Source organism: Haloarcula sp. JP-Z28, from assembly GCF_011440255.1.
Taxonomy (GTDB): domain Archaea; phylum Halobacteriota; class Halobacteria; order Halobacteriales; family Haloarculaceae; genus Haloarcula; species Haloarcula marismortui.
In genome coordinates this window covers 20,965-43,335 of record NZ_JAAOHT010000021.1, presented here as the reverse complement: position 1 = coordinate 43,335, position 22,371 = coordinate 20,965, and the positions used below count along the sequence as shown (strand labels likewise).

Annotated in this window: 25 protein-coding genes, 1 tRNA gene and 3 pseudogenes; 14 read left to right on the top strand and 15 right to left on the bottom strand. The window is 50.7% G+C overall.

Annotation, left to right across the window (positions count from 1 at the left end):
* The first annotated feature begins 95 nt into the window (after nucleotides 1-95).
* The gene (locus tag G9463_RS24325; protein WP_370457906.1) at nucleotides 96-440 is read left to right on the top strand and encodes a winged helix-turn-helix domain-containing protein; all 345 of its coding nucleotides are present in this window, start codon (nucleotides 96-98) and stop codon (nucleotides 438-440) included.
* Here G9463_RS24325 and G9463_RS24495 read toward each other — a convergent pair.
* A complete protein-coding gene (locus tag G9463_RS24495) occupies nucleotides 404-640 on the bottom strand; it encodes a FaeA/PapI family transcriptional regulator (protein ID WP_165896640.1) in 237 nt (78 codons plus the stop codon). The two genes, G9463_RS24325 and G9463_RS24495, sit on opposite strands and share 37 nt — an antisense overlap.
* A 154-nt stretch (nucleotides 641-794) precedes the next feature.
* Between G9463_RS24495 and G9463_RS10285 the strand changes: the two genes are divergently transcribed.
* The 4 genes from G9463_RS10285 (at nucleotide 795) to G9463_RS10270 (ending at nucleotide 3,509) form a co-directional block, all read left to right on the top strand.
* Entirely contained in the window at nucleotides 795-1,091 is a 297-nt protein-coding gene (locus G9463_RS10285; protein ID WP_165896639.1) for a hypothetical protein, read from the top strand.
* On the top strand, nucleotides 1,088-1,339 hold the full coding sequence (locus tag G9463_RS10280; RefSeq protein WP_165896638.1) for a hypothetical protein: 252 nt from the start codon (nucleotides 1,088-1,090) through the stop codon (nucleotides 1,337-1,339). Before G9463_RS10285 ends, G9463_RS10280 begins: the two co-directional genes overlap by 4 nt.
* A gap of 220 nt (nucleotides 1,340-1,559) precedes the next feature.
* Complete coding sequence (locus G9463_RS10275) at nucleotides 1,560-1,796, top strand: hypothetical protein (protein WP_165896637.1); 237 nt, start codon at nucleotides 1,560-1,562, stop codon at nucleotides 1,794-1,796.
* Between the two features lie 15 nt (nucleotides 1,797-1,811).
* Nucleotides 1,812-3,509, top strand: coding sequence for a deoxyguanosinetriphosphate triphosphohydrolase family protein (locus tag G9463_RS10270; RefSeq protein ID WP_165896636.1), 1,698 nt, complete (start codon nucleotides 1,812-1,814; stop codon nucleotides 3,507-3,509).
* Between the two features lie 180 nt (nucleotides 3,510-3,689).
* Here the strand turns inward: G9463_RS10270 and G9463_RS24490 are convergent, their stop codons facing one another.
* Nucleotides 3,690-4,043, bottom strand: a complete 354-nt coding sequence (locus tag G9463_RS24490) for a DUF3267 domain-containing protein (protein ID WP_370457907.1) — start codon at nucleotides 4,041-4,043, stop codon at nucleotides 3,690-3,692.
* Between the two features lie 159 nt (nucleotides 4,044-4,202).
* On the opposite strand from G9463_RS24490, the gene G9463_RS10260 reads away from it, so the two are divergent.
* Nucleotides 4,203-4,484, top strand: a complete 282-nt coding sequence (locus tag G9463_RS10260; RefSeq protein ID WP_165896648.1) for a hypothetical protein — start codon at nucleotides 4,203-4,205, stop codon at nucleotides 4,482-4,484.
* Nucleotides 4,481-4,732 carry a hypothetical protein gene (locus G9463_RS10255; protein ID WP_165896634.1) on the top strand — a complete coding sequence of 84 codons (252 nt, stop codon included), beginning with the start codon at nucleotides 4,481-4,483 and terminating at the stop codon, nucleotides 4,730-4,732. Before G9463_RS10260 ends, G9463_RS10255 begins: the two co-directional genes overlap by 4 nt.
* 253 nt (nucleotides 4,733-4,985) lie before the next feature.
* Here the strand turns inward: G9463_RS10255 and G9463_RS10250 are convergent, their stop codons facing one another.
* On the bottom strand, nucleotides 4,986-5,525 hold the full coding sequence (locus tag G9463_RS10250) for a hypothetical protein (RefSeq protein WP_165896633.1): 540 nt from the start codon (nucleotides 5,523-5,525) through the stop codon (nucleotides 4,986-4,988).
* 233 nt (nucleotides 5,526-5,758) lie between these two features.
* Between G9463_RS10250 and G9463_RS10245 the strand changes: the two genes are divergently transcribed.
* On the top strand, nucleotides 5,759-5,926 hold the full coding sequence (locus tag G9463_RS10245) for a hypothetical protein (RefSeq protein WP_158598834.1): 168 nt from the start codon (nucleotides 5,759-5,761) through the stop codon (nucleotides 5,924-5,926).
* 74 nt (nucleotides 5,927-6,000) lie between these two features.
* On the opposite strand, the gene G9463_RS10240 is transcribed toward G9463_RS10245, so the two are convergent.
* From G9463_RS10240 to G9463_RS10215, 6 genes and pseudogenes are all read right to left on the bottom strand, one after another.
* A complete protein-coding gene (locus G9463_RS10240) occupies nucleotides 6,001-7,983 on the bottom strand; it encodes a restriction endonuclease (RefSeq protein ID WP_158598835.1) in 1,983 nt (660 codons plus the stop codon).
* A 30-nt stretch (nucleotides 7,984-8,013) separates the two neighbouring features.
* Nucleotides 8,014-8,940, bottom strand: a complete 927-nt coding sequence (locus G9463_RS10235) for a hypothetical protein (protein WP_165896632.1) — start codon at nucleotides 8,938-8,940, stop codon at nucleotides 8,014-8,016.
* Between the two features lie 398 nt (nucleotides 8,941-9,338).
* Nucleotides 9,339-10,613, bottom strand: coding sequence for a hypothetical protein (locus G9463_RS10230; protein WP_165896631.1), 1,275 nt, complete (start codon nucleotides 10,611-10,613; stop codon nucleotides 9,339-9,341).
* The gene (locus G9463_RS10225; protein WP_121578464.1) at nucleotides 10,579-11,067 is read right to left on the bottom strand and encodes a hypothetical protein; all 489 of its coding nucleotides are present in this window, start codon (nucleotides 11,065-11,067) and stop codon (nucleotides 10,579-10,581) included. The genes G9463_RS10230 and G9463_RS10225 overlap by 35 nt, the downstream gene beginning before the upstream one ends.
* Nucleotides 11,067-11,516: a type II toxin-antitoxin system antitoxin SocA domain-containing protein gene (locus tag G9463_RS10220; RefSeq protein WP_193569590.1), complete on the bottom strand. Its 450-nt coding sequence runs from the start codon at nucleotides 11,514-11,516 to the stop codon at nucleotides 11,067-11,069. Before G9463_RS10220 ends, G9463_RS10225 begins: the two co-directional genes overlap by 1 nt.
* Before the next feature lie 129 nt (nucleotides 11,517-11,645).
* Nucleotides 11,646-12,200: pseudogene (locus G9463_RS10215) on the bottom strand (restriction endonuclease); the annotation flags it as partial.
* Nucleotides 12,201-12,465: 265 nt separating this feature from the next.
* Here G9463_RS10215 and G9463_RS10205 point away from each other — a divergent pair.
* Nucleotides 12,466-12,539, top strand: a tRNA-Lys gene (locus G9463_RS10205).
* Nucleotides 12,540-13,073: 534 nt separating this feature from the next.
* Nucleotides 13,074-13,583: a radical SAM domain-containing protein gene (locus G9463_RS10200; RefSeq protein ID WP_165896647.1), complete on the top strand. Its 510-nt coding sequence runs from the start codon at nucleotides 13,074-13,076 to the stop codon at nucleotides 13,581-13,583.
* Nucleotides 13,584-13,646: 63 nt separating this feature from the next.
* Here the strand turns inward: G9463_RS10200 and G9463_RS10195 are convergent.
* From G9463_RS10195 to G9463_RS10185, 3 genes and pseudogenes are all read right to left on the bottom strand, one after another.
* Nucleotides 13,647-13,874, bottom strand: a pseudogene (locus tag G9463_RS10195) (IS5/IS1182 family transposase); the annotation flags it as partial.
* 236 nt (nucleotides 13,875-14,110) lie between these two features.
* Nucleotides 14,111-15,580 (bottom strand): response regulator, encoded by a 1,470-nt coding sequence (locus tag G9463_RS10190; protein WP_165896628.1) that lies wholly within the window; start codon nucleotides 15,578-15,580, stop codon nucleotides 14,111-14,113.
* Nucleotides 15,581-15,585: 5 nt separating this feature from the next.
* Nucleotides 15,586-16,158 carry a hypothetical protein gene (locus tag G9463_RS10185; protein ID WP_240150008.1) on the bottom strand — a complete coding sequence of 191 codons (573 nt, stop codon included), beginning with the start codon at nucleotides 16,156-16,158 and terminating at the stop codon, nucleotides 15,586-15,588.
* Nucleotides 16,159-16,519: 361 nt separating this feature from the next.
* Between G9463_RS10185 and G9463_RS10180 the strand changes: the two genes are divergently transcribed.
* The 3 genes and pseudogenes from G9463_RS10180 (at nucleotide 16,520) to G9463_RS10170 (ending at nucleotide 17,609) form a co-directional block, all read left to right on the top strand.
* Nucleotides 16,520-17,080, top strand: coding sequence for a hypothetical protein (locus G9463_RS10180; RefSeq protein WP_240150007.1), 561 nt, complete (start codon nucleotides 16,520-16,522; stop codon nucleotides 17,078-17,080).
* A gap of 26 nt (nucleotides 17,081-17,106) precedes the next feature.
* A pseudogene (locus tag G9463_RS24015) lies at nucleotides 17,107-17,289 on the top strand (radical SAM domain-containing protein); the annotation flags it as partial.
* Between the two features lie 179 nt (nucleotides 17,290-17,468).
* On the top strand, nucleotides 17,469-17,609 hold the full coding sequence (locus G9463_RS10170) for a hypothetical protein (RefSeq protein WP_160164333.1): 141 nt from the start codon (nucleotides 17,469-17,471) through the stop codon (nucleotides 17,607-17,609).
* A 12-nt stretch (nucleotides 17,610-17,621) separates the two neighbouring features.
* Here G9463_RS10170 and G9463_RS10165 read toward each other — a convergent pair whose 3' ends face one another.
* The 3 genes from G9463_RS10165 to G9463_RS10155 all read right to left on the bottom strand — a co-directional run bounded on the left by G9463_RS10165 (nucleotide 17,622) and on the right by G9463_RS10155 (nucleotide 19,665).
* A complete protein-coding gene (locus tag G9463_RS10165) occupies nucleotides 17,622-18,044 on the bottom strand; it encodes a TRAM domain-containing protein (RefSeq protein WP_007189730.1) in 423 nt (140 codons plus the stop codon).
* Nucleotides 18,045-18,649: 605 nt separating this feature from the next.
* Nucleotides 18,650-19,090, bottom strand: coding sequence for a hypothetical protein (locus tag G9463_RS10160; protein ID WP_004966261.1), 441 nt, complete (start codon nucleotides 19,088-19,090; stop codon nucleotides 18,650-18,652).
* Nucleotides 19,087-19,665 carry a hypothetical protein gene (locus G9463_RS10155; protein WP_165896627.1) on the bottom strand — a complete coding sequence of 193 codons (579 nt, stop codon included), beginning with the start codon at nucleotides 19,663-19,665 and terminating at the stop codon, nucleotides 19,087-19,089. The genes G9463_RS10160 and G9463_RS10155 overlap by 4 nt, the downstream gene beginning before the upstream one ends.
* Before the next feature lie 245 nt (nucleotides 19,666-19,910).
* On the opposite strand from G9463_RS10155, the gene G9463_RS10150 reads away from it, so the two are divergent.
* Nucleotides 19,911-22,166, top strand: coding sequence for a hypothetical protein (locus tag G9463_RS10150; RefSeq protein ID WP_165896626.1), 2,256 nt, complete (start codon nucleotides 19,911-19,913; stop codon nucleotides 22,164-22,166).
* The last annotated feature ends 205 nt before the right edge of the window (nucleotides 22,167-22,371 follow it).

Here is a 22,371-nt window from a genome sequence, read left to right as displayed (position 1 = left end):
AGCGATGCGACTCTTCGTCGGTGGGCTTGCGGACGGTCATGGGTTCGATGGGACGCCGGAGGTTGCTGTGGGCGTCGCCTATCTCTTGCTTCGGAGTGGTGGGTTTTAGTCTTTGCCCCGTAGCAAGAGATACACTCATCATAACTAATGACAGAGGCGGATGTATCGCCATTACAGTGACAGAGAAGCCGGGTCCAGACCCGACGGCCGACAGGGAATCTATACTGGAGGCGTTGGTCTTAGCATATTCTCCAGTACTTGGAACTAGCGATATTGCTGAAAGGACTGGTGTAAGCCGTCAAGCTGTCGACCAGCGGTTGCGGAGAATGGAAGAAGATGGACTTGTAGATACGCGAAAGATTGGGCGCGCCCGGGTGTGGTGGATCACGAACAAAGGACGAACCTATCTTGATCCTGAAGAAGACTCTGGAATCCAGTAGACAACTGCGCTACTCCCAACTTTTGTGCGATGGAGCTGTCCCTGATTATCGAGTTGATTGAGCCGTTGCCTCGCTCTCTCCGTAGAAAGAGAAACAGCATCTGCGATATCTCCGGTCGTCACGAACGGCGGTTCTACTGATTTAATGATTTGAATAATCTCTTCGTCAGTAGCCTTGGGATCTGGTCCACGAGTCGACATTGTCTGTGCTTACAACTATCTTGCTCCGAAGCAATAGTTTTTTGGTTGCCCGGAACAACAGTATTAGATAGGAACACACGCGCCGCTGGTCGATTTCTCACGAAATCGCCCCGGTGCTTGGAACACCGAGGCGCGTGGTTCCGGGAAAGAACCAATGGCAACTACGCAATCCAATCCACAAGAACGTACCGCACGCGAACTACTTACCCAAGGCCGACCGCTGTTTCTCGGCGTCGACGGCGAGGGTGCAGCCCACTACTGGGACAGCTACGAATTCGCCGTGGCTGTTATCGAGGCTAACGGTGACGCCGAGAAGGTTGTGTTGGCGAATACGCCCTTCGAGACGCTCTCGGAGTGGTGCGAGTACACGCGCTCGGAGCGTGGCTGGGATATCGGGCCGCACGTTGGTGGGTCGCTGGTCGGCGATCTCGTGCGAGGTATAGAGGCATGAGCTGCACTGTGGAGGAACGGAAGCGTGTTCGGCGGGCAGCACGGGCGATTCAAAACGAGGTGCCGACCGAGTCCGTCGATGTGCTTGCGCCGAGTGCGAGTCAGTACGGTGAATGGACGCTTAACGCCGTGCTTCGGGACTGTGAGGGAGTTCCGCCAGAGGTGTTGCGTGAGTTGGCGTTGGCTGGGTTGACGCTGCAGCCGACGCCGTCGCAGGCTGGATATGAGCACGTGGCCGCGACGGTATAGTACTGATCCATTCTATAATCTCATCTCTCACGAATCATTAGAGCCATTTAATCCAAATTCATTGCCATTAAATAAGTGAGAGGAATGGTGTCAGGCTCATACTTGCCGTGAATATGTCTAAGGATAGGTACTATTCTTCCATGGGACGGCAGGGGTTGTGTTGGAGGATACTGTCTCGACAAGAGGAATTAAGTCGTTGTAGATACGAGATTCTGATATAATGGGTGTTGAGTACGCTAGTTCGAAGCCCGATATCTCGCCGGAGCTTCGGGCTAAGATTCTGGAAAGCGTCATGGAAGACGCGTCAAAGAAACCGTGGAACCTCATTGATACGGTGGTAGAAGCTGAGGACTTTTCAGAGGATGAAGCTCGTGCAGCACTGAAGGAACTAACGCTTGAAGGGGAGCTTCAGATTACAGCTGCCGGTGAAGTCCGCGCCCCTCCGAGTACAGCATAAGGACAAATTTTCTCCATGTCTGATGACCCCGTCCCCTTAGCTGACCGTTTACTAGGGTATAATTCTCCAAATGATGTCCATCTCTCCAGAGCCAATGAGCACAAGGAAAAAGGCCGAACGCCCTTCGAACGGGATGTAGACCGAATTAAATACACTCCAGAGTTCAGACGATTAAAAAATGTAACTCAAGTTGCTCGTGCTGGAGAGACCTACCTCTATCACGACCGTTTATCTCATTCACTCAAAGTTGCACAGGTTGGTCGTCGGTTGGCGGAATACATTCTTCGTACAGAAGGAAGGAATGGTAGCGATATCGAGGAACAGTATGACTTGGAGTTAATGCAGAGTGTCGCTCTTTCTGAGGGTTATGCAACAGATACAATCGACCCAGAGCTTCGTCGACAAATGAACCCTGATATCGTAGAAGCTGCCTGTCTTGCCCACGATTTAGGCCACCCTCCTTTTGGACATCTGGCAGAAGAGGAGTTGGATTGGTTACTTCAGGAGAAGACGAACGACAAAATCGATCCTCTTGAGCCCGGAAAAATACGCCGTTCTGAAGACGAGGGAGATGATCCTTCTACACCCAATGATTTCGATGAGAAACATCTACTTGAGGATACGGAACCCCCTGGTATACGGTTTGAGGGCAACGCACAGTCATTCCGTATCCTCACTCGATTGGCTTCCTATCGAGATTCAGATACTGGCTTGGGTCTTACAATTGGAGTACTTAACGGAATTCTCAAATACCCATATGGACGCGGTGAATGGGTGGATATAGAATCTCAGGATGCTTGGGAACCCGAGGTTGACACATATCAAGACCGATCCAGAGGAAAATTCGGCTATTATAAAACAGAAGCCGAAGCCTTTGAGATGATTCGAGAAGCGATTGGGAATGAGCAGCGAACGATTGTTGCAGAACTTATGGACTATGCAGATGATCTGACCTACGCTATTCATGACTTGACTGACTTCTACAAAGACGGCAGATTACCGCTGGACAGATTATTACGGGAAGCCTCAGAAGACGAGTTTGAACATGTTGAATCTCGGGAATTAGACAAACTAGAAGATGATCTAGGGTATGATGACGCCGATCTTACTCCTACAGAAGTCATCGAATTCCTCGCAAGCAATGCATACGCAGTTTCTCCAGAAATATTTGAGCCGTATGAGGGAACTTTGGATCAGAAAGAGCATTTAGAGGAGTTTACTTCCTATCTCGTGGAGCTGTACCTCAACAGAGTCTACTACCCGGATATAGACCAAGATGAGTTAGAGAGTGATCCCGATATTGATCTCTATCTCACTGTGGAGAAGGGTCCCGATGGATTGTACCAACTCATAGTGTCGGATAAATTGAAGGGCCACATCGATATTCTGCAGGATCTCACAGTACATTTTGTAATCAGAAATTCCACTCTCATGGGCCAACAACGAGGACAACGACAGATAATACGGGAACTCTTCCAAGCGTTATATGATGAATCTGGAGTTAGCGATCCTCAGGAGTCTGCTATCCCTAAACCCTATAGTGATGCTCTTAAAGAAGACCCAAAAGAAAGTGGATTCGATAATTCTCAAGAACAACGAGCCCGAATTGTTGCCGATATGATTTCCAGTATGACTGAAATTCAAGCTGTGGAATTCCATAAACGGCTGACTGGAGAGTCGCCCGGCTCGCTTCAAGATGCAATTCTTCGCTGAATTGGGTCGGATTTGATATCGACATGCCTCTCACCAATCAACCCATTAGACGCAAAATCATCGTCTGATAAAATACAAAAGTAAAGATTTAGAATGGTAGCAGCTTCACCCCTAGTATCTTCCTCTGGTTTGACCCTCTACTTTCATCTCTTTGAGCAGCTTGAGGACTGAATGTTAATTTCAACTTCGTCCCTGCATTCCGGTACTTTCCGTGTCTGACGATGATTTCACGCAATAGAACGACCGAACACTCTCATCGAAGACGTTGATAAACTGCGCGTCTCCTGGCATCGCAGCTAAGCGCACAACGTTATACACATCCTGCATTGAAGACGTTGTATTCGCGACAAGTACAATTCTTGCGTAATAGTTGACTACAGGCGGCAACTGTAGTATAAGTGCAATAAGCGCAATCGCATCTATAACAAACAATGGCGTGGCTAACACAATGATGTTCTCGTTTCGGGTAATCACGAACTCGTTCAGGTCGACAACAGCTACTACGTCGTCTATCCGACCGTGGTTCAAGAACATCGGGGGACAGAGCGAAGCCTCACAGTCGTCGTACTCCAGTGGCTGCTGGGAATCACTGGTGCAATACTGATTCTCCGCGGACAACATCACCGCATCAAATGACAAACCGTCGGATAACTCACTATCCATCGACTGGAATCCCGATAGACTACTACATACCTGTGCTATACTGACCGTACCGCACGCGAATTACTCACCCAAGGTCGGCCGCTCTTCCTTGGCGTCGACGGCGAGGGTGCCGCGCATTACTGGGACAGCTATGAATTTGCCGTGGCTGTTGTGGCGGCCGATGGTGACGCCGAGAAGGTTGTGCTGGCAGAGACGCCCGTTGAGACGCTCTCGGAGTGGTGTGAATACACGCGTGGCGAGCGTGGGTGGGACATCGGCCCACACGTCGGTGGGTCGCTCGTCGGCGATCTCGTTCGAGGTGTTGAAGCATGAGCTGCACCGTGGAAGAACGCCAGCGTGTTCGGCGGGCAGCACGGGCTATTCGTGACGAGGTGGCTACTGAGTCCGTCGACGTAATCGCACCGAGCGCGAGTCAGTACGGCGAATGGACGCTTGATGCCGTGCTTCGGGATACTGATGGGATTCCGCCCGAAGTGCTCAGGGAGCTGGCCCTCACCGAGTTGACGTTGCAGCCGACGCCGTCGCAGGCGGAGTATCAGCACGTGGCGGCAACGGTGTAGAGTAGCAGAGCGCTAACCAACAATAGTTGACTAACGCCTATGACTGTTGGTTAGCCGAGAACCGATTGGCTTCTGACCGTCGCTTGTTTCCCACGACCTTACCAGAAATATCCGCTCAGTGTGTATGCGTACTGACCAACGTCAATTCTATCACTACCAGATGATGGTCTGAGTAGCATGACAGATACAGGGTGTGTATCTTGCACGGCTGGATTACCTCTCTGCTACTGTGGAGGGCATTCCTCTCTGTAATCTATTCAGCAGCAGCACATTCAAGAGCAATATGAGCATCGTCCTGAAAGACGTACAACGGATCTGGTTGGGTTTCGGTGCCGGCTAACCGTTGGAAACCATTCTGCATTTGATCGGCTTTGTAGCTGACGACTTCGATGGCGTGGGAAATATTATCACCGAAGGATTTCTCCATGTCGGGATCAATGTCGTCGCAGTGAACGGTGGAGAACATTTCCTCATTTTCTGGAAGAATTTCGAAATGAGCGCGGCCTCCACTATCCAATCTGAATTTAAAAGTTGGATCTGTCTGGTTCAATTCTCGTTGTACGTCGCTGAAAAGTGGGTGGGTTGGACAGCTAAATGGGTTCTGGAAATAAAACTTCGTGTGCCGACGGTCGTCGCGGTGGAAGCGGTCCCGGCGCAAGGCTCCCACTGTTGATAACCAAATCTGGTCAGTCCCATCCCTCGCAAAGTGCTCACAATTCGGGGACTCCGGCGAGTGACGCCCATGTTCACCGCAGTGGCCGCAGAAAATCGGTGCTTTGGTGTATCGTGGCATGAATACTTGTTGGGATAGAGACAACAAGTGTGTTGCGCTGGCTCTCGGGACTGCAGATTTGTGCAACGTGATCCTTTGTTCGGCGCTCTCCTCCAAGGATCTTCAAAAAGTATGGAAAGACAAGTAGCAGACTCTCAGAGAAATGCCTGTACGCGCATCCGCGAGAGTGGTACACAAGTCAGTGGTTTGCGGATCTGTAATCTCGTTCGGATAGTGGGGCATGAATAGCCAGTGTGGCTGACGCAAACGGCTTGGGGTACGAGCACGTCCACGGTTCCGAACGGAAGATCAAGTTCGAACCGTGGAGTAATGGCAAGTTCAAGCGTATCAAGGCCGTCTGTGACGGCTATCAGTGGTGGGTGACCGAGCGGGAAGTTGTGACGACGATGCGGCGGACTTGAGTGGGGAGACAAGTTCTACCTGATTTTCCCGCTTTGGAACAGTGTTCCCGTCGATTATACCATCAAACTTTCAGTCAATACTCTGTAATAAGTTCGATATATCGTTGGTCGAAAATTTCATTCGGAGTATCAGATTCGATCATTGATTCCATCGAGCTTTTGTCGAAATGTAAAACTTCAAACCCTTGTTGCTTGAGCTCTCTAATCCGTTGATGTGCTGCGTCTTCATATTCAGACCCTGAGATACCATTCCATGACAGCAAAATTCCCGTGGTGCAATTAGCTCCCAGTGTATCTGCTTTCGAATTAAGCGTGTGGATGACGTTCGCACCTACAGACCCACTCCAATTCTTACATTCCACCATAATAATCGACGATAGGTTCTCCCATGGGTCGGACTCCTGATTATTCCGAAGGACCAAATCAAATTCTTCACTGCCAGTTTCGCTGTTGACGCGGAGAACTTCTGTCTCCGAAATGTACCTCTTAAATAGCAATTCTGCAAATTGTTCGAGTAAATCACCTTTTTGCTGTGGGTTGTCGACAGTATTTGCTGAGTCGTAGAGATCACGAAGGCGTTCTTGTACCTCACTTTTTGTTACTGGTGCTTGGCTCCTTACTGGGAGTCCTGTGTCAACTGAACGCAAGGTAGTTGAGCCCACATCAAGATAATACAATTCGATAGTCTCAGAGTTTCGTGCACTATCAATAATCGTCTCAGTATATTCTTCTTCAGCAACAATGAGTAGTAGCGCCTCGATATCAAGTTGTTCCACTTCTTGATGCAGGCTCTGGACATCGGACGGGTTATAGTAGACCAGGTGTAGTTTGGAATCCTTTTCGAGAACTAGATCCGCATCTAATGACACCTCAATACCTTCATATTCAAAGGAACTTTCGAACGTACCGACGGTCTCATACCCGATGGATTCGAACACATCAGTGAGGACAGCTTCCGGTGCAAATTCGCGGAAATCGATATAGTCTAAGTATCCAACCGGATCTTCTTGATTCGTCCTTTCGTCAATTCCAACCAATTCATTCGCGGCGCGTAGCACAAATGAAGTATTATTAAATGTCATTTCTGACCCAAACGGGTCAATCTCGTTTCGAGAAATTGTGGGAGCTGCGAGGGCATGTGCCAATCCAGAAATGAAGGTTAACGCATTCGCTATCCAGATTGGCGAGGACATTCTGAAGTAGGGATCGTGAAAAGTTGGTTCCGAAATGAATGTCGGCACAAAAATGTATGTGCGGTCAGATATGTCAACAAATCGTTCTTGGCTAACTGAGGGTGCTTCAGCGGTGCTATGATGAAGGGAAAGGTCTCTGAGAGTTATGAGATATTTATTAAGAAGTTGAGTGTAGTCTGTCTCCTCAACCGGAGTCGGAGATTTGGTAACACTGTTCCGAACGGCTGCAAATGCGTATGCTGCCTCTTGATATCGGCCTTTCCGTAATTCATGCAAAGCGAGATTAATACTCCAAGCCGCACCCTCGGGCCAGTCTGATTCCGTAGCAATCGGTCTCAGCACATCATACACATACTCGCGGAATTTTTCTTGCGTCAGCTCTATCGAATCATAACCATCTGGTATCTGATTCTCTATTTCGGCCTGAACGTTCATCTCGGAATCGTCTAACTGGCTCCAGTCTGGGGGGTTAATCGAATAATCTAAATCGTCAATTAAAAACTCCGAATAGAGCAGCGTCCTAGGCTCCGATGAGGAAAATTCAGAAGGGGCTCCTGGGGTTAGCCGCAGGACAATACAGTGGGCTAAACAATTTAGTAAGGGGTCAATATCAGCTTCTCGAACTGGGAATTTAAACGAAGTACTACCCGGAGGGTACCAATCTCTTAGCTCAGGGTACCTTTGATAATATTTGTCTAGAACACATTTTATCGCATCTTGTGCCTCAGACGTTAACCGGACTTGTGGAGGAAGATCGCCTTCCCAATGGTGTTGTAACTCTCCGTATTCTTCTAATCGAATTGTATCAAAGCTAACTGATTTACCCACGATGTTGTCAGAAATACTAAATCCAGGAAATACCATATTTGAATTTCTAACTAGGAACATATATCTTTAATTGAACTCTTCGGGTACTGAGTCCTCTGAGATACGGCCGGTTGCTATGTTCCACTGCCAGTCAATCTCAGTTCCACAGTTTTGGCACTCTGAATACCCGTTCTTCCAGAAAAAATAATTTCCACATTCATGACACTGAACATCGTCGAACGCCGTTGGAGGGGGATCAATGCCATCCTGCTTAGACTGTCGGTCACGAACGCCCTCTCGATACCACTGTTTCCATACTCTCTCGTCGATGAGTGGGGCGATGTTGATCTCCAGGGATACATCTGATCGCTCGGAGTAGGGCGGTTCTGTTCCGCGTGCAAACAACCGCTCCCAAGAAACCGTCCGAAATACTATTGGTTCAATCACGTCCGGCGGAAGGCTAATCACCAAGTCCGACTGATCAACGACCTCATCACGTACTTCAGCTTGGTACTCTGTTGCAGGATACTCCTCCTTGCCTTGTTCTACCCACGCCGGAAACAGAGTATCCCATGATTGCTGTTTCCAAAGATATCGTGCCTTTTGATCGTACCACTCTGGCGGGAGTGTGGCTGGCACTTCTCCCGAAGGTAACTCTTCCCACGCAGTGTGCCACTCTGGCTGGTGAGCGCGGTGACTATACGGTGGTTGCCACCACTCACTCTGCGACGGTACCCACTCAGGCCATGCCGCTTCCTGAGCGCGTGACCGGACATCGACCTCCGCCATCCGCCATTGGTGTTTCCCAAAATCATCCGCATCTGTCCAGACAATAGCATAGTCCTGCTCGATGAAGTCTGCCGTCGCGGCGTCGATATCTTTTGACTCATTCTTATGCTGGACTTCAACAACGACGCCACGACCTAGCTGGGAATCTCTCTTCTCGAAGGTAATAACTGCGTCTCCAAATCGCCGCTTTTTGTCCGAATGGGGTGCTCCGAGTCGCTTCTCCATTTGGCAGTTCGAAATGTTGCTCTCAAAAATACTCTCCAATCGGTCGGCAGCCAGTGATTTCCACTTTAGGTGCTTATCCGATTCAGCGACGGATTCGCAGGCTGAAGTCCCACTTCCATCGCTATGACCCATCCCTTCGGTATGTTTGAAGTGACGAGCGCGCCCGTCACTGGACCTACTCCAGACTCGCATCTGCCCACCACATTCAGGACATTCTACATCAGTCTTTTTTGGTACTTGTCGCGGGGCAGCTTTTCGTCCATCATAAATTGCAATCCAGGGCATTGTGTGTTCTACACTCTATGAAACAGTAGTCCGCAGATGGTCTTAATTGTCAGACCAGCGGAGTGAAAGTATAATTCGTGGACGAAATGGCGATAGCACAGGGGTGGCTAGTTTTAATTTTCAAGCAGTGCAGTGCGGTTTTCAACGGCTTGCCGCCACCGCTGGATGTACTGCAACGTCTTGCGTGAGGCAACCTGCTGTGAGCTGCTATACTCTCCTGAAATGTCTTTGAAATCCTCTTGGAGATCTTCAACCACATCCTCTACGCCTGTCTCCTCAACCAGCCGAGCGTGTTCCCACCGTTTCAAAATTCGGTGTTTCATCACAACCGTTTGCAGTGCCGTCTCGTCATCTTCTGCTTCATCAAGCTCGGCGAGATCTAGCCAGTCATCGAAGTGTTGGCTGCAGAATTGACACTCGCATACCGGCTCATCTGCCCGTGTCATGATGTCCACTACAGCCTGAATCTGGAGGAAGTCTTTGGCTTTATCGAGGTAATATCGGGACGACATACCGCTACTTGCCTTTGGCTTGACCGACTCTCGGTACTGCTCTCCATGAATTGTCCCATAGGCGGCCCCCTGGAGGCCAAAGTCGTGAAGAAGGTTCGCGAAGAAGTCACCGTAGTAGAAGTACGGATCAATACCCGCAGACGAGAGATCATATACGAAGTCGATGATATGTTTGTATTCGGACTCTGTGGTGTCGTGCTTATCGAGATCTTCAAACAGAAGGAAACACTCTCCAATATCCTCGTTGTTGAGTAGCTGAACCAATTCAGTTCGATTCTCACCACGAGAGATTTTTCCTGTCGATGTGTACACTACCGGTCGCAAAGGACGAGTTGCTTGAGCCCTCGAGGCTTCGAGAATTGTCTCGAATGCGTCATAATCTTGCTGGGTTTCCAGTTTATGTCCCCATGGGATAACGGCGTCCGGTTTAGCTTCCTCTCTATCGATGTCCAGTTCTTCATATTTTCCGAGGTTGGCTTCAAGACGCTCGTAGAGAATACTTTCCTGGAATTCGATTGCGTCCTGTGCAATCTGTTGGATTACACCTGTCTGTAAGAATCGAGCGTTGACCGTCCCCGGATCGTTGAGCAGTCGTTTGAATGGATCGCCAAGCTCAGATGCATAGGCACTATGCCATTGTCGAAGCTTTCCGTTCTCATACCGGAAGCTCCTCCCTTGTCGAAATTCGGTAAGTATAGGGTCAATATAATAACTGAGGCTCCGTTCCTCAATCAAGTCAGCAAGCAGCTTTGGAACCCGTTTTTTGGAATTAGCGAGGAGATGTGCTGATACGAGAGCTGAATCCCATAATTCGTGGTAGTCGTCGAAAATAGACCGCTCGTTATTGCTCTTGTACCGGACGATCGTCTCGAACATCGTCTAAGACTCGGTTGACGATGTTTTCCTTCCTACATAATTGTTGTGACACAGATTCAGCTTTGGAAATAACTTCAACGTCTTCATCGATGCTTAGTAGCCCAATTGAGAGGTCTTCAACACGATTTTCAAGTTCTGTAGAAACAGAATGGTCCCAGACGGCTAAATAAGAGTAATCAACCACGTCGGCGTCACGGCGGGCCTGTTCAATTCCGCGGCCAATATTCCGTGCTTTCATTTCGATTGCAATTGTCTCATCACCGTCAACAGCTAAAATGTCGATCGGATACGAGAAGACACGTGCTTCAGTGGTGAACACAATCTCTTCACTTTGCAAATAGTCTGCGAGGATTCCTAGTTGATACTTTTCGGGGATGTACTGATTGGAGTGCTCATCCTCACTTTCAGCCCACCGTTTCGTATATTCTTGTTCGACATATTCGATATCAGCCATCAGTCTCCCTCCAACTCAAGTTCATCCTTGATTTCGGACTCCCTGGCGAACGACGGATATGACGTGTAGACAACTTCCAGTAGTTCCTGTAGCGATAGGTTGCCATATGACTCCACCAAGTTCTCAATTTCCGTTCGATACTCGGGTTCGAGAATTTCGACTAACTGAGCTGCAATCTTCTCCCCTTTTGGGGTAATAGTAAATTCTTTGTTTGTTAGGTCATCGTCACCGAAACCATCGACTGAACTGCCGTTTAGCGGGGTAGCTTCGATAGCTCCCAGTTGGAGGAGGAAATGGAGCTCTTCATAAACTGCCTCGGAGAAAGGACCCATCTTATAGGGCGCAAAATTGAACGCAATATCGTCTCTGTACTCTTCAAAGAAGTTGGTTTCCTGCTCAATCAGGAAAAGTAGCTTCTGGAGTTTCGTGACACCATGGATTGACTCCATATGGTAAAATAGGATGAAGACAACGTCAGTCCGGCGATCAATTTCATCAATCGGTGGCACGTGAGATACCTACCGCACCTGACTAGCTCTTGGGTAATGAAAGTTTACAGCCTGAGGGAGAACTCGAAATCACTCCCCTCCAACCGCTTCCTCAACAATCTCGATTTCCTCGTCAGTCAACCCATACAGTTCGTAGACGATCTCGTCGATCAGCTCGTCAGTCCGCTCGATCTTCGTCTCCAATTCGTCGGCCCGCTCGACCGTCTCCATGTAACTCGCCAGTCCATCGCGAACGTCGTCGACGGCGGGCAACGTCAGCTTCCGCAGCCGATCTACCAGCGAGTTCGTCTTTGTCGCCGTCTCACGGAAGCCAGCGAAGCCACCGGCCTCGTCGACGGCGACCGGCACAAACGCCTCGATCAGGTCACCCTCCGTTTCGGTGAGGTCGGTAATCCGCAGCGCCGGCAGCGGTTCAGTCTCCGTGTAGCCCCACTGGTCGGTCTCATAGGCGTCCTCGTCGTCAGGTTTGTACCGTGCCGTGAGTTGGATTTCGACTGTGCTGTCGGACTCTCGGACAACGCTGGCTTCACCAACGCGGAGATTCGGTTTCTGCTCGGTGGTCTGCTGGAGGATGGAGTCAGCTGAGTCTTCTGGGGGTTGGGTGAGGCCGACCTTGGTTAGTGTGAGTGAGATAACCACAGTCCAGCAGACCGTTCACTCTCTTAACCACATCCTCACCACTCTCAGTTTCCGCGTTGGTCAGCCCGCACAACTCGTAGACAACATCAGTGGCCAACTCGCCGGCCGACTCGGCCGTCTTCGTATAATTTGTCAGCCCGTCACCAATGCCGTCAACGGTTGGCAACCACAATGCCAGAAGCCGATTTCCCATCGAGTCCAGTTTCGGCAGCGTGAGATGTATACCGGTCAAGCACATATACTATATTCCGGGCTCGGGGCCTATGAGGCACAGGCGTGGGACTTTTAATCCCGAGACAGAGGGTTCGAATCCCTCCGAGCCCGCTCGCATCCGTTCGTCGATCACAACCGCTTCGGCTCACCAAATTGTCACAGTTTATCAGCAGTCAAACCCAGCACAATCGCAAGACACAAGCCGAATACAGGCATATTACTCATACTTCACTAGCCGGCTCTCAACAAATGACCCAGTGTACAAACTGCGATACGGAAGTCCCCATTCTTGAGGGGAGTTGTACCGACACATATGGTCGACTGTGTGAGGCGTGCAAAGAGATCGTCTCCAGACCAGGGCACCAGGCGAGCGATGGTAGCTCCTCATCATAGCCGCATTCACCATTGAACTGCTATATAGCATACCCACCCCCACACTCCGTTCAGAGACGCCTGTGGTGACTCGTGTTCGTTCAGAACGTCCGCTCGGTATACCGACGGCATCTTCTCTAGTGCCCACGCATCCAGTGCGTCAGTGTGGAACTGCCGTGAAAACGGCTCGATCTGGTTGAGACCGTCGGCTCATCGATTCCCTCCTTTGATGCGACGCTCGTCAGAGCGATGGAACCGAACGCCCCGCCACCGATGACTCGCTGGCAGGCCCTAGACAAACTCCAGCAGGCCGGTGTGTCGGTGTTCGTCTCGATGTCGCCCACATACCCCACGATGGGCGAAGACGACTTTCACGAGCTACTCAGCTACTTTAGAGCGCTCGGTGAGGTCGTCGTCTTCCACGAGCCAATCAACCCACGCGGCGCGAACTTCCAGCAGTGTCTCACCGCCGCCAAAGAAGCTGGCTACGACGACGTTGTCACCGAACTCCAGCAGCTGCAAGACAGCCACCAGTACTGGGTCGAGTACGCCCTCGAACAGTTGAATACAGTCCAGCAAGTCGCAACACGCTTCGACGGGCTCGAAGTGCATTCTTGGCCAGACGATGAGTTGGTGCGCTCGACGAGCGGCCAACTGCGGTCGAAGCTCAAAGCGATGCAAGAGGCCGTCTCACCGGAGTCGTTCTCCGGGAAGCACCCAAGCATGTCGCCAGAGCAGTCAGAATTGGCTCACGAAACTGATCCTCTCGGACATCTCATCTGATGTGTCTATCAGGCCACTACACTACTGTCTATACTGATCTGTTGAATAGGCTCTGAGTTACAGTTAGTGCGGCTCACAGAGCGGTTCTATGTTTGAGATGGGGAACATCAAGATGATTTCACGGAACTGTCGAGACCAGCCAAGCGCTCGCACGGCGTCGCCGAGCAGGCGCTTAATTGCCGAATACGAGGTTTCGGCCATCTAGCGCCAAGAGTAGCCTTTTGGCCGGATGAGTGCATTATTCGCGGTTGCGTTCAGCGACGAGCCACGATAGTGAACAAGATAGTCGATACGTTCATTGTTCAAGACATCCGGGCTGTAACGCCCATGGCTCGGCTTCTTTCGCACATGGACCAGTCAACAGGACGTGCTCGATGGCACGGAATAGCGGTCGGTCTCTTGCGCCCCATGTCTTAGTTCACGCTCTCTTGGGATAGCAGCGTTTCCATCAAGTCAACAGAGCAATATCAATAGTTTTCTTTGGTCACTTACCGCTAGTAGGGTCTCCACTTGGAGGGCTTGAACGTTCAGTTATAGACTGCGGGCTGGAAGACAATGTTGTCAATCTCGAATCGAGCACCTCCATTCTCGCCTTCTATCAGCGAGATCTCCCAGCCATGGCCGACGACAATTTCTTTTACGATACTCAATCCGAACCCGGTATTCGCTGGGTCAGTTGTATATCCAGAGTCGAAAACATCGTCATGCTCATCTTCAGCGATGCCGGGCCCTGTATCCTCAACGTAGATACCTTCGTTAGTTGTCCCGACTTTGATGATTACCTCGCCAGTGCTGTGTTCGATGGCGTTTCGGATGAGATTCTCAAAGATCTGTTTAAGCCGACTGGGATCGGCTTCAAATTTCTTCGAGTCTTGAATATGCAACTGTGCGCCCTTTGTCTGGATTGTATCCCAAACCGAACTGACGATATCTCGAAGCTCAACAGTCTCGGTGTCAGTGATGCTGGTATCGTCTATAGAAAGAGTCGTCACCTTGTCTAAGATTTCATCCATTCGCTGGACCGCGGTTTCGGTTTTTTCCAGCCACTTTTCATTTTCCGTATCGCGATACAAGAACAGGGATTCAGACGCGACACTCACAGGACTCCGTAGATCATGCGAGAGCATTTTTCGCATATTCTGGAGTTGCTCGTTTTGCTGCTCAAGTTCTCGTTCCCGTTGTTTCAGCTCCCCGATATCCCGAGCATTGACGACGAACCCATTGATGAACTCATCGTCAAACAGGTTCTCGCCCCGTGCCTCAACAATTGTCCACCCGCCATCGGGATCCTCGAATCGGAATTCGACCGTTGGCCCCCTGTCTGGGTTTTCAATCGCGGCAAAGAACTCGTTCATCGCCTCTTGGCGATCATCCGGAGGCATATAATCGAAGGCACATTCGCCGATTAACTCTTCTTGCTTGTATCCGAGTGTGTTCTCGCAAGCTGGTGAGATGTACTTGAATTCACCTTTCTTATCGACTATTCCTAGTACGTCTGTCGAGTTTCTGACAACTTTGCTAAACTTCTGCTGGGACCGTTTCAGCGTCTCAGAAGCATGATACTGCTCCACAGCGTTCGAGATGCGATTTGCGAGCAGCGCGTACTGTTCGGGTCCGGTTTGTTTCTCTAGATAGTCCGTGACTCCTTTCGAGATCGCCTCACTGGCGATATCTTCACTACCTTTGCCAGTAAACAGAATGAAGGGGATATTTTTATAATCTTCTCTAATAGCCTCAAGGAACTCTAACCCGTTTAGCGACGGCATATCGTAGTCGCTGACGATTGCATCAACATCGACTTGATCGACTTGTTCGATCGCGTCTGTCGGATCCGCGTGTGTAATTACGTTGAAACCGTCTTTTTCTCGTTCCAGAAAAGTCGAAGTGAGGTCTAAAATATCGGGATCATCATCGACGACAAGTACAGTCATATCTGAGCCATCGTTATGACGAGAGAAGACGTTTGATTTGACCTCGCCGTTAGTATGCATCGTCATGTCAGTCACCCCATCTCCTCATGGTGGGAAAGAATCCTGAGGAAGTATGGTGTCATGACACGGATACCCTGTAGCCAGTGTCGTTCTGTATGCATATCATGCAGTTCGAACGCCAATGCATACCGCATCGCTTCAGGCCCTGGCCCGGATTGACCTGCTCGTGGCTTGTGTGGATACTCGGGATCATTCAACGCGGCTCTGAGTTCGTAAAGTTGTGATTGTTGGAACGGGGTCCAGTAGTCGCCACCAACTTTGTGTCGTCTCCAGGCCCGAACTTTTTCAACCGCATACTGTTGATCAGCACCGATAAGTACAGCTCGTTGTCGTAATTTCTGTAGCGCAGCCGAATAATCTGCCTCTCGCAGTCCGGTTGCGTCAATTTCGCCGCCAGTGAGTTGTTGGAATTCGATCTCGTCCTTTGCAAAGAGCGCGTCAACGAACGCCGTCGAAGCTAGCTCAACCTCATCAGTGTCTAACGTCGGAAACTGGCGCCGGTCTACTTCGATAAGTGATTCAATAGCATCCTCACGGTTCGAGTTATCATGTGCCCTGAACACCTTCGCCAGACTCTCGGACATATCTCGCGCCATCGTTCGAAGCTGTGACTCTTTTGTATCCGACTTGGCCACCCCTATGTGGTTCATTCTTACCGAATGGTTAATTACTCTGTCATTACTTATATTTTGGCCTAAGTTTAGTTACCAGATATATACTAGGTGTAGCATTTTGAGCGCTCGTGGAGATACCTGCGTTATTAGAAATTGTTCAGAGTAATCCCCTGCAGGCGGAGCAGGTCGGTTGCCTAAGGGCAACGCGTATGATCTGCGCGCAGCTGCCGCCAATAACGGGTTGATCAAGTGATAGAACCACTACGGTGTGGACGGAGTTATTGCAGGCTAATTGATAAGAATTTTTTGCGTTGGGACATTGGCGCCGAATATGCCCTCCGACCCCTCCAGCGATCCAACAGCCGCACCGCGACAATCAGGAATGGCGGCCTCGCCCTCACAGACGGAGCGGATTCAAGCATGGATGTTGGCGAATACCCTGCCAGTTGAGATACTACTAACGGCACTATCGATTGCAGTCTGTGTGATTGCACTGCCGGTCGTAATTTTTGGCTCATTTACCGCGTTAGGCGGCGATACATCGATACTCAGCGCCGGAATGATGATTGTCGCTGCTGGTTCCCTTGGCGTAATTGTACTGGCGGCATGGGTACTAATTCGCACCGTCATCGACATCCGAAGTCATGGACTCCCACTCCGTGGCGCGGATAGTACCCGGGCTATCGCGTATGACGGAATTCAGAGTCTGAAAGCGGCCACAGCCGGGGTCTTTGCCACGTCCCTGCTTGCGTATGGCGTACTCTCTCTGACTGTTCAGTCTGGGCCTACGTTAGTGCTCCAGCTGATCGGAGTGTGCGGCATTCTCCTGCCTGTTCTCGTTCTTATACATGGTCTCGGGGCATTCATTGGATACCTTTTTTATTTGAAATAAGTATCGGTATAAACTGGAACTAAGCACTTTCCTGTCGATTATGGCCAGACGATGAGCTGGTGCGCTCGACGAGCGGCCAACTTCGATCAAAGCTCACAGCGATGCAACAGGCCGTGTCACCGGAGTCGTTCTCCACCCGTGCTACGGACGCCTCGCCTGAGCAGTCCGAGTTGGTCCGGGACGGCAAATCTATAGAGCATCTCATCTGATGACCAGTATGTTGTTGGGACCGCTACTTGGCATTGTTCAACGAATCAATTTGCATCTCAGATACAGTAGACAGACTATATTGGTTGCGCACCAATGACAAACCAATTAATTACGAGTGGTACACCTGTATCTAGCAGATAACCAACAGATATATGAGATTACAGTAAAATACGGATGTGTGCCTCCAGAAAGCGTCGAAACTGAAACCGACAACCCCGTTGAAAAGCACATCCGGCACGCTCACCACCAGACGGATGATGACGAGGTGCTCTATCACCTTCGTGAAGCACTGCAGCTCGTCTACGCCAACGAGGAATAGATCCGAGACAGCTTACTCAGAGGAACTGCCCCGTGCAACAACCTCAGCGAAGGCGACGTTTTCTCTAACATCGGTAATCTCCACAGTAACGCGCTCTCCAACCTCGGTGTCGGGAACAATCACTACGAACCCTCGCTCAACACGTGCGAGTCCGTCACCTTGGTCGCCGAGATCCTCGATGTCGACGGTGCGCTGTTCGCCTTCCGCAACCGGCGGCGTCTGTATCCCTTGTGACCTGCGCTTTCTCTGCGGCTCTGTCTCACTCTGTTGAGACTCAGTGTCAGTCGGACCCGAAAGCAGCGCAACGCGATACATTGCACCGGCCTGCAGAGTACCGGTCTGTAGTTCCTGTTTGGGCACTTCAATCACATAGGAGTCGTTGCGTTCTTCGACAGTGCCAGCAAACAAACACCGTAGTTGAGATGGAATATCCATCAGTCGTATTGTATGTGATGTACCCAGCTAGCGGTATTTGATTCTCTTGTGTGTAATGATTCTGGCTCGCCGATATCGTCACCCCGGGAGTCACTGGTCATCATGACTTATCAGAAACTGCTCTCGACGCTCACTTTTGTACTCGGTAAGCACCTCACTTTCCAAGTCCAACGATTCCCTTGACTGCGCGAAACACGCCAATACCGATGAGAGCGATAACATATGCGAAGAATAAGCCGCCGATAACGAGCAGGTCCCACGGGGAACTGCTATCGTTTGCTACCGAGTGATTTCGGTTGCTGTGAGAGTCTGTCTGTGCTTCGGGTGTACCCTGGCTTGCAGTGCTGTTTGGCTGGTCACTAGCAGACAACTCCTCTGTTTGTGGTGACATAATTGTGGTTAACCGCTAACTAATTGTAAACTATTTGCATATCTATTCACCTCACTTATCAAGGCGCTATCAGCTTTTGACAGGCAGTTGAATTCTATGGAAGTTTGGGTGACGGCTCAGGAGAAACAGTTCAGCAGACGGCAGCGGCAAGGATAGACGAAAGGCCACGACAGAAGGTTGAGAGATCAGAATGGCCTGTACTGCGTGAACTGTATCACGATGACTGTGCTGTGCACTCAATATACACTTCTTGCATGGTCCTGACGGATATCTCACGGTTGTCGCCCTCTGCGAATAGTACTGTACTGATCCGTCCGTCTTGTGTGCCATCACAAGTCACATCTACATTTGTACTATCTCCCGTTCCGAGCTCGTCGGAATCAGACAGTGAGTCATAGCTGATACTCCCGGTAGTCGTAACTTCCTGAACCGAAAGATCAATTTCCCTATCAAACCGGTTCGTGATTGTCAGTGCGCTAGCGTCTGTCCCGTTCGGAATCTCGGGATTGTGCGTCTCAACAGCCAGATAGGCATCCTCATTATTGGCAACAGTAACATCAACAGATCGTTGTGCTTGGATGGAACTGTACCCAGCAGTTCCCGTGATGACGGCTGCGAGAACAAATAACGAGAGGATCAGCCTCTGATGGTTCATTGGTCTACCTCCGGTGGCGGGCCGTCACTCCCAAGCTTCCGTCGCCGAGCGGTGTAGGTATGTGCAAGCGCTGAGACAACCAGTGCAGCAACGAGAGACGCCATCAACGCGATATCTGGGAGAGTCCTGAACAATCCAGTGTTAGTTACCATCGCAATCAATAGCGCGACACCGACCGCCGCGAGCCCAAGGTAGTACCCATACCATGGGATTTCGGGTTCGGCAACGATATCAAAGTAGATGTCGAGATCGTCAACAGCAGCTGTCGGGTGAACGACACCCGAACGTTTGTCAAATGAGACGATTCCAGCCTTGTCCATTTTTGGCAGGTGGCTCTGTTGCAGCGACACGTAACACGATTTGCGGGCATCGGAGCCAACCCGCGCCGGAGAAACACCGCTTTCCCAGGCGGCGACCCGTTTTGCCAACCACCCAAGCTCAGCCGTTTCACCCCGCTGGCACAGAGCGTGAAGTGCGAATCGCCGACGTTGGTTCGACAACACAGAAAAGACCACCTCCTCCTCCAATTCAACCCCCGTGCTGGTTGTTAGCCAGTTAGCTACAGGTATACTCATTAACCCAACCGGATATATATTAGATATGTACAAATACTTTTATGTTCACTTAATCGAGTGTTAATGGCTTCATATCAGTTAGAATTCTCGTAACATCTAGGTTCGCACCCCGTAGCGTGTCAATTTCTGTTTCGTAAACAAGCTATTACGGGCGTTAACAGAGTATTACCGACGCCGAAATCACCTGTTTCGGCCCTTCAACGGAGCGAAAACAAAGTACTCTCCACATACAGGTATGGGTGGACATGAGACGGCGAAAGCTACTCATCGGCATTGGTGCGACCGCAGCAGGGGGCAGTGCAGCCTTCGGTACAGAGGCATTTACTAGTGTACAGGCAGAGCGGAACGTGGATGTGGCCGTTGCAGGGGATCAAAGTTCCTTCATCGCCATTCAGCCACTCGACAGCGCGAATGCGGGCGAGTACGTAAACACAGAGAGCGACAACACGGTCGAACTCGAACTTGACGGCGATAACAGTGGTTCAGGGGAGGGTGTCACTCAAGATGCGATTACGCAGCTTGAAGACCTGTTCCGCGTCGTCAATCAGGGCTCGCAAGAAGTCAGTGTCTACTTCGAGGATGACAGCGACGCGGTGACTTTCCGTGTTACACGGTCGACTGAGACATCAACGAACGGTTCAAATGGGCAGTCACTCGAAGGAGCAGCCAACTCTGTCGAACTCGGCGTTGGTGAGCAGATTGTCGTCGGGCTGACCGTTGACACGCTTAACAACGATGTCAGCGGACAGTTGCTCGATAATGTGACTCTGTACGCGGACGCGAACGCCTCCGCGCCAGAACAGAGTATTCCTGAACCCCAGTACGTAGTTGATGGGGACGGTGACGAACCAAACACCTTCGCTGATCTCTCCAGTGCACTCAGCAGTGGTGAAGTTGACGCAGGGGCAGTTGTCGGCGTTGATGGCAGTGTATCAATCACGGAGAGCACGGCGATTGACATTTCGACAGATGATGTTACGGTCACTGGATTCAATGGTCGGCCAACGATAGACCGCGATGTCCAGGATGGTGCATTTATTGAAGCCTCTGGAGACGGTGTGAGCATTCGGAACTTGGAAATAACTGAGGAAGTCACCGGAGCCGGCTTCGGTGGTGAACGATCTATCCTCGTTAGCGGCTCAGACGTTACTCTCGACGGAGTCAGGGTTGAGAATCAAGCTGGCAGCGGGAGCCCAAAGGGGAACCCCACCATCGCAGCGACCGGCGAAGATACGACGATTACTAACTGTGAGTCGATCAACGCTCCGATCAGCGCGAACGGCGCATCTGGTTCACTCACGCTGACGAACAACTATGTTGAAAATGTCCTTACCGAAGGTATCTTCAGCTTCGGAAGCACGGCCGGTGAACTCGATTTCACCGTTGAAAACAACGAAGTTGTAAATCACGATATTGACGGCGAGAACTCGAAGGAAATAAAAATCGTTGACAACCCAGCCAGCGTCAACGGTGAGAGCAGCAAAGCCGCACAAATCGAATCGCTGCTGATCGAAAATGCAGTGAACTCAGTCCAAGTGAGTGGCGACGCCGGCACGCGGGCGACTCCGGACATCGTCGGCTCTGGGGAGCAGTTCGCCAGCGTTAATGAGGTACTCAAGCCCGATATTAAGGGCGGGACTGCAGGTGGCAGTAGCTCCCAGTCTGCTCTCGTTGCACTGTTCGAGGGCGGAGAGTACGACTCGTTCGAGGATCCGGTCGAGTTCGACAAAGCAAACGCTGTCATCAAAGGCCTCAGCAGGCCGACCCTCAATTACGACGGCGGTTACCCCAGTGCTGGGATAACGTTCTCGGCAGACGACATTTCAGTTGAGAACATCGAGTTCGACTTTTTCGGGGCTAGTAATGAAAGCTCGAAAAGCAACTTTTCGGGCGGCTCCGGGCTGATCAATGTCGGAGACTCCGCTGTTACCTTCCGCAACGCCGCCCTCAACGTAGTCTTCGTTGAGGAGGACGGGAGCGTCACCTTCGACACCAAAGGCGGTCTCTCACTCGGAAACACCCCTGGCGCCTCGTTCATCAACGTCGACATTGGTATTCTGAACCGGCAGGCAGGCCGTCCAATCTCGCTCGACCGCGGTCGGCCGGGTGGGTTCTTCGTAATCGGTCAGGAGATCCGTGACTGTACGCTCCGTGGTGGCACAAAAATCGCCACAGGTAGCGTCGCGGACCCAACGGTGGTGGACAACACGCTCACGGACGTGGCCAATAGTGAGAGCCTCGCCATTGACTCGTCCGCTGAGAGCGCGACAGTTGAGGGTAACTCGATCGAATATGACGACAGTGACCCAAGAATTGGGAAGGCATTCGGAGGTGCAGAAATCAGGATGGAATCCAGTACTACTGATGTGAACGGACAGGCTCTTGCTGACGCCCAGGCAGTCGCAAACGAACTCTCGAAGGCCAACAGCGGCAGTCAGCTCGCAAGCGGCAATGCCGTAGTGGTCAACCGAAGTACTGATCCCAATACTCGTGCCCCTTAGATGAAAGGTAAATCGTGATTTAGCCCATATTATTAATTCATAAATTAAACGTGCTATTGCGTTGTAGGCACGAAATGAGATAACAGAAGCGACGTAAGACCACTGCTGGCATGATTAATGTCAGTCACAGGACTCCAACAGTTCGCCTCGCACCTCTTGCCCGGCGCGGCGCAACTCGCAGAATCGCCGGATACATACCCAGTTC

Coding starts and splice junctions, on each gene's coding strand:
- G9463_RS24495 (WP_165896640.1), bottom strand. CDS start 640: ATGTCGACTCGTGGACCAGATCCCAAGGCTACTGACGAAGAGATTATT.
- G9463_RS10285 (WP_165896639.1), top strand. CDS start 795: ATGGCAACTACGCAATCCAATCCACAAGAACGTACCGCACGCGAACTA.
- G9463_RS10280 (WP_165896638.1), top strand. CDS start 1,088: ATGAGCTGCACTGTGGAGGAACGGAAGCGTGTTCGGCGGGCAGCACGG.
- G9463_RS10275 (WP_165896637.1), top strand. CDS start 1,560: ATGGGTGTTGAGTACGCTAGTTCGAAGCCCGATATCTCGCCGGAGCTT.
- G9463_RS10270 (WP_165896636.1), top strand. CDS start 1,812: ATGTCTGATGACCCCGTCCCCTTAGCTGACCGTTTACTAGGGTATAAT.
- G9463_RS24490 (WP_370457907.1), bottom strand. CDS start 4,043: ATGTTCTTGAACCACGGTCGGATAGACGACGTAGTAGCTGTTGTCGAC.
- G9463_RS10255 (WP_165896634.1), top strand. CDS start 4,481: ATGAGCTGCACCGTGGAAGAACGCCAGCGTGTTCGGCGGGCAGCACGG.
- G9463_RS10250 (WP_165896633.1), bottom strand. CDS start 5,525: ATGCCACGATACACCAAAGCACCGATTTTCTGCGGCCACTGCGGTGAA.
- G9463_RS10240 (WP_158598835.1), bottom strand. CDS start 7,983: ATGGTATTTCCTGGATTTAGTATTTCTGACAACATCGTGGGTAAATCA.
- G9463_RS10235 (WP_165896632.1), bottom strand. CDS start 8,940: ATGGAGAAGCGACTCGGAGCACCCCATTCGGACAAAAAGCGGCGATTT.
- G9463_RS10230 (WP_165896631.1), bottom strand. CDS start 10,613: ATGTTCGAGACGATCGTCCGGTACAAGAGCAATAACGAGCGGTCTATT.
- G9463_RS10225 (WP_121578464.1), bottom strand. CDS start 11,067: ATGGCTGATATCGAATATGTCGAACAAGAATATACGAAACGGTGGGCT.
- G9463_RS10220 (WP_193569590.1), bottom strand. CDS start 11,516: ATGGAGTCAATCCATGGTGTCACGAAACTCCAGAAGCTACTTTTCCTG.
- G9463_RS10200 (WP_165896647.1), top strand. CDS start 13,074: ATGACTCGCTGGCAGGCCCTAGACAAACTCCAGCAGGCCGGTGTGTCG.
- G9463_RS10190 (WP_165896628.1), bottom strand. CDS start 15,580: ATGACGATGCATACTAACGGCGAGGTCAAATCAAACGTCTTCTCTCGT.
- G9463_RS10185 (WP_240150008.1), bottom strand. CDS start 16,158: ATGTCCGAGAGTCTGGCGAAGGTGTTCAGGGCACATGATAACTCGAAC.
- G9463_RS10180 (WP_240150007.1), top strand. CDS start 16,520: ATGCCCTCCGACCCCTCCAGCGATCCAACAGCCGCACCGCGACAATCA.
- G9463_RS10165 (WP_007189730.1), bottom strand. CDS start 18,044: ATGGATATTCCATCTCAACTACGGTGTTTGTTTGCTGGCACTGTCGAA.
- G9463_RS10160 (WP_004966261.1), bottom strand. CDS start 19,090: ATGAACCATCAGAGGCTGATCCTCTCGTTATTTGTTCTCGCAGCCGTC.
- G9463_RS10155 (WP_165896627.1), bottom strand. CDS start 19,665: ATGAGTATACCTGTAGCTAACTGGCTAACAACCAGCACGGGGGTTGAA.
- G9463_RS10150 (WP_165896626.1), top strand. CDS start 19,911: ATGAGACGGCGAAAGCTACTCATCGGCATTGGTGCGACCGCAGCAGGG.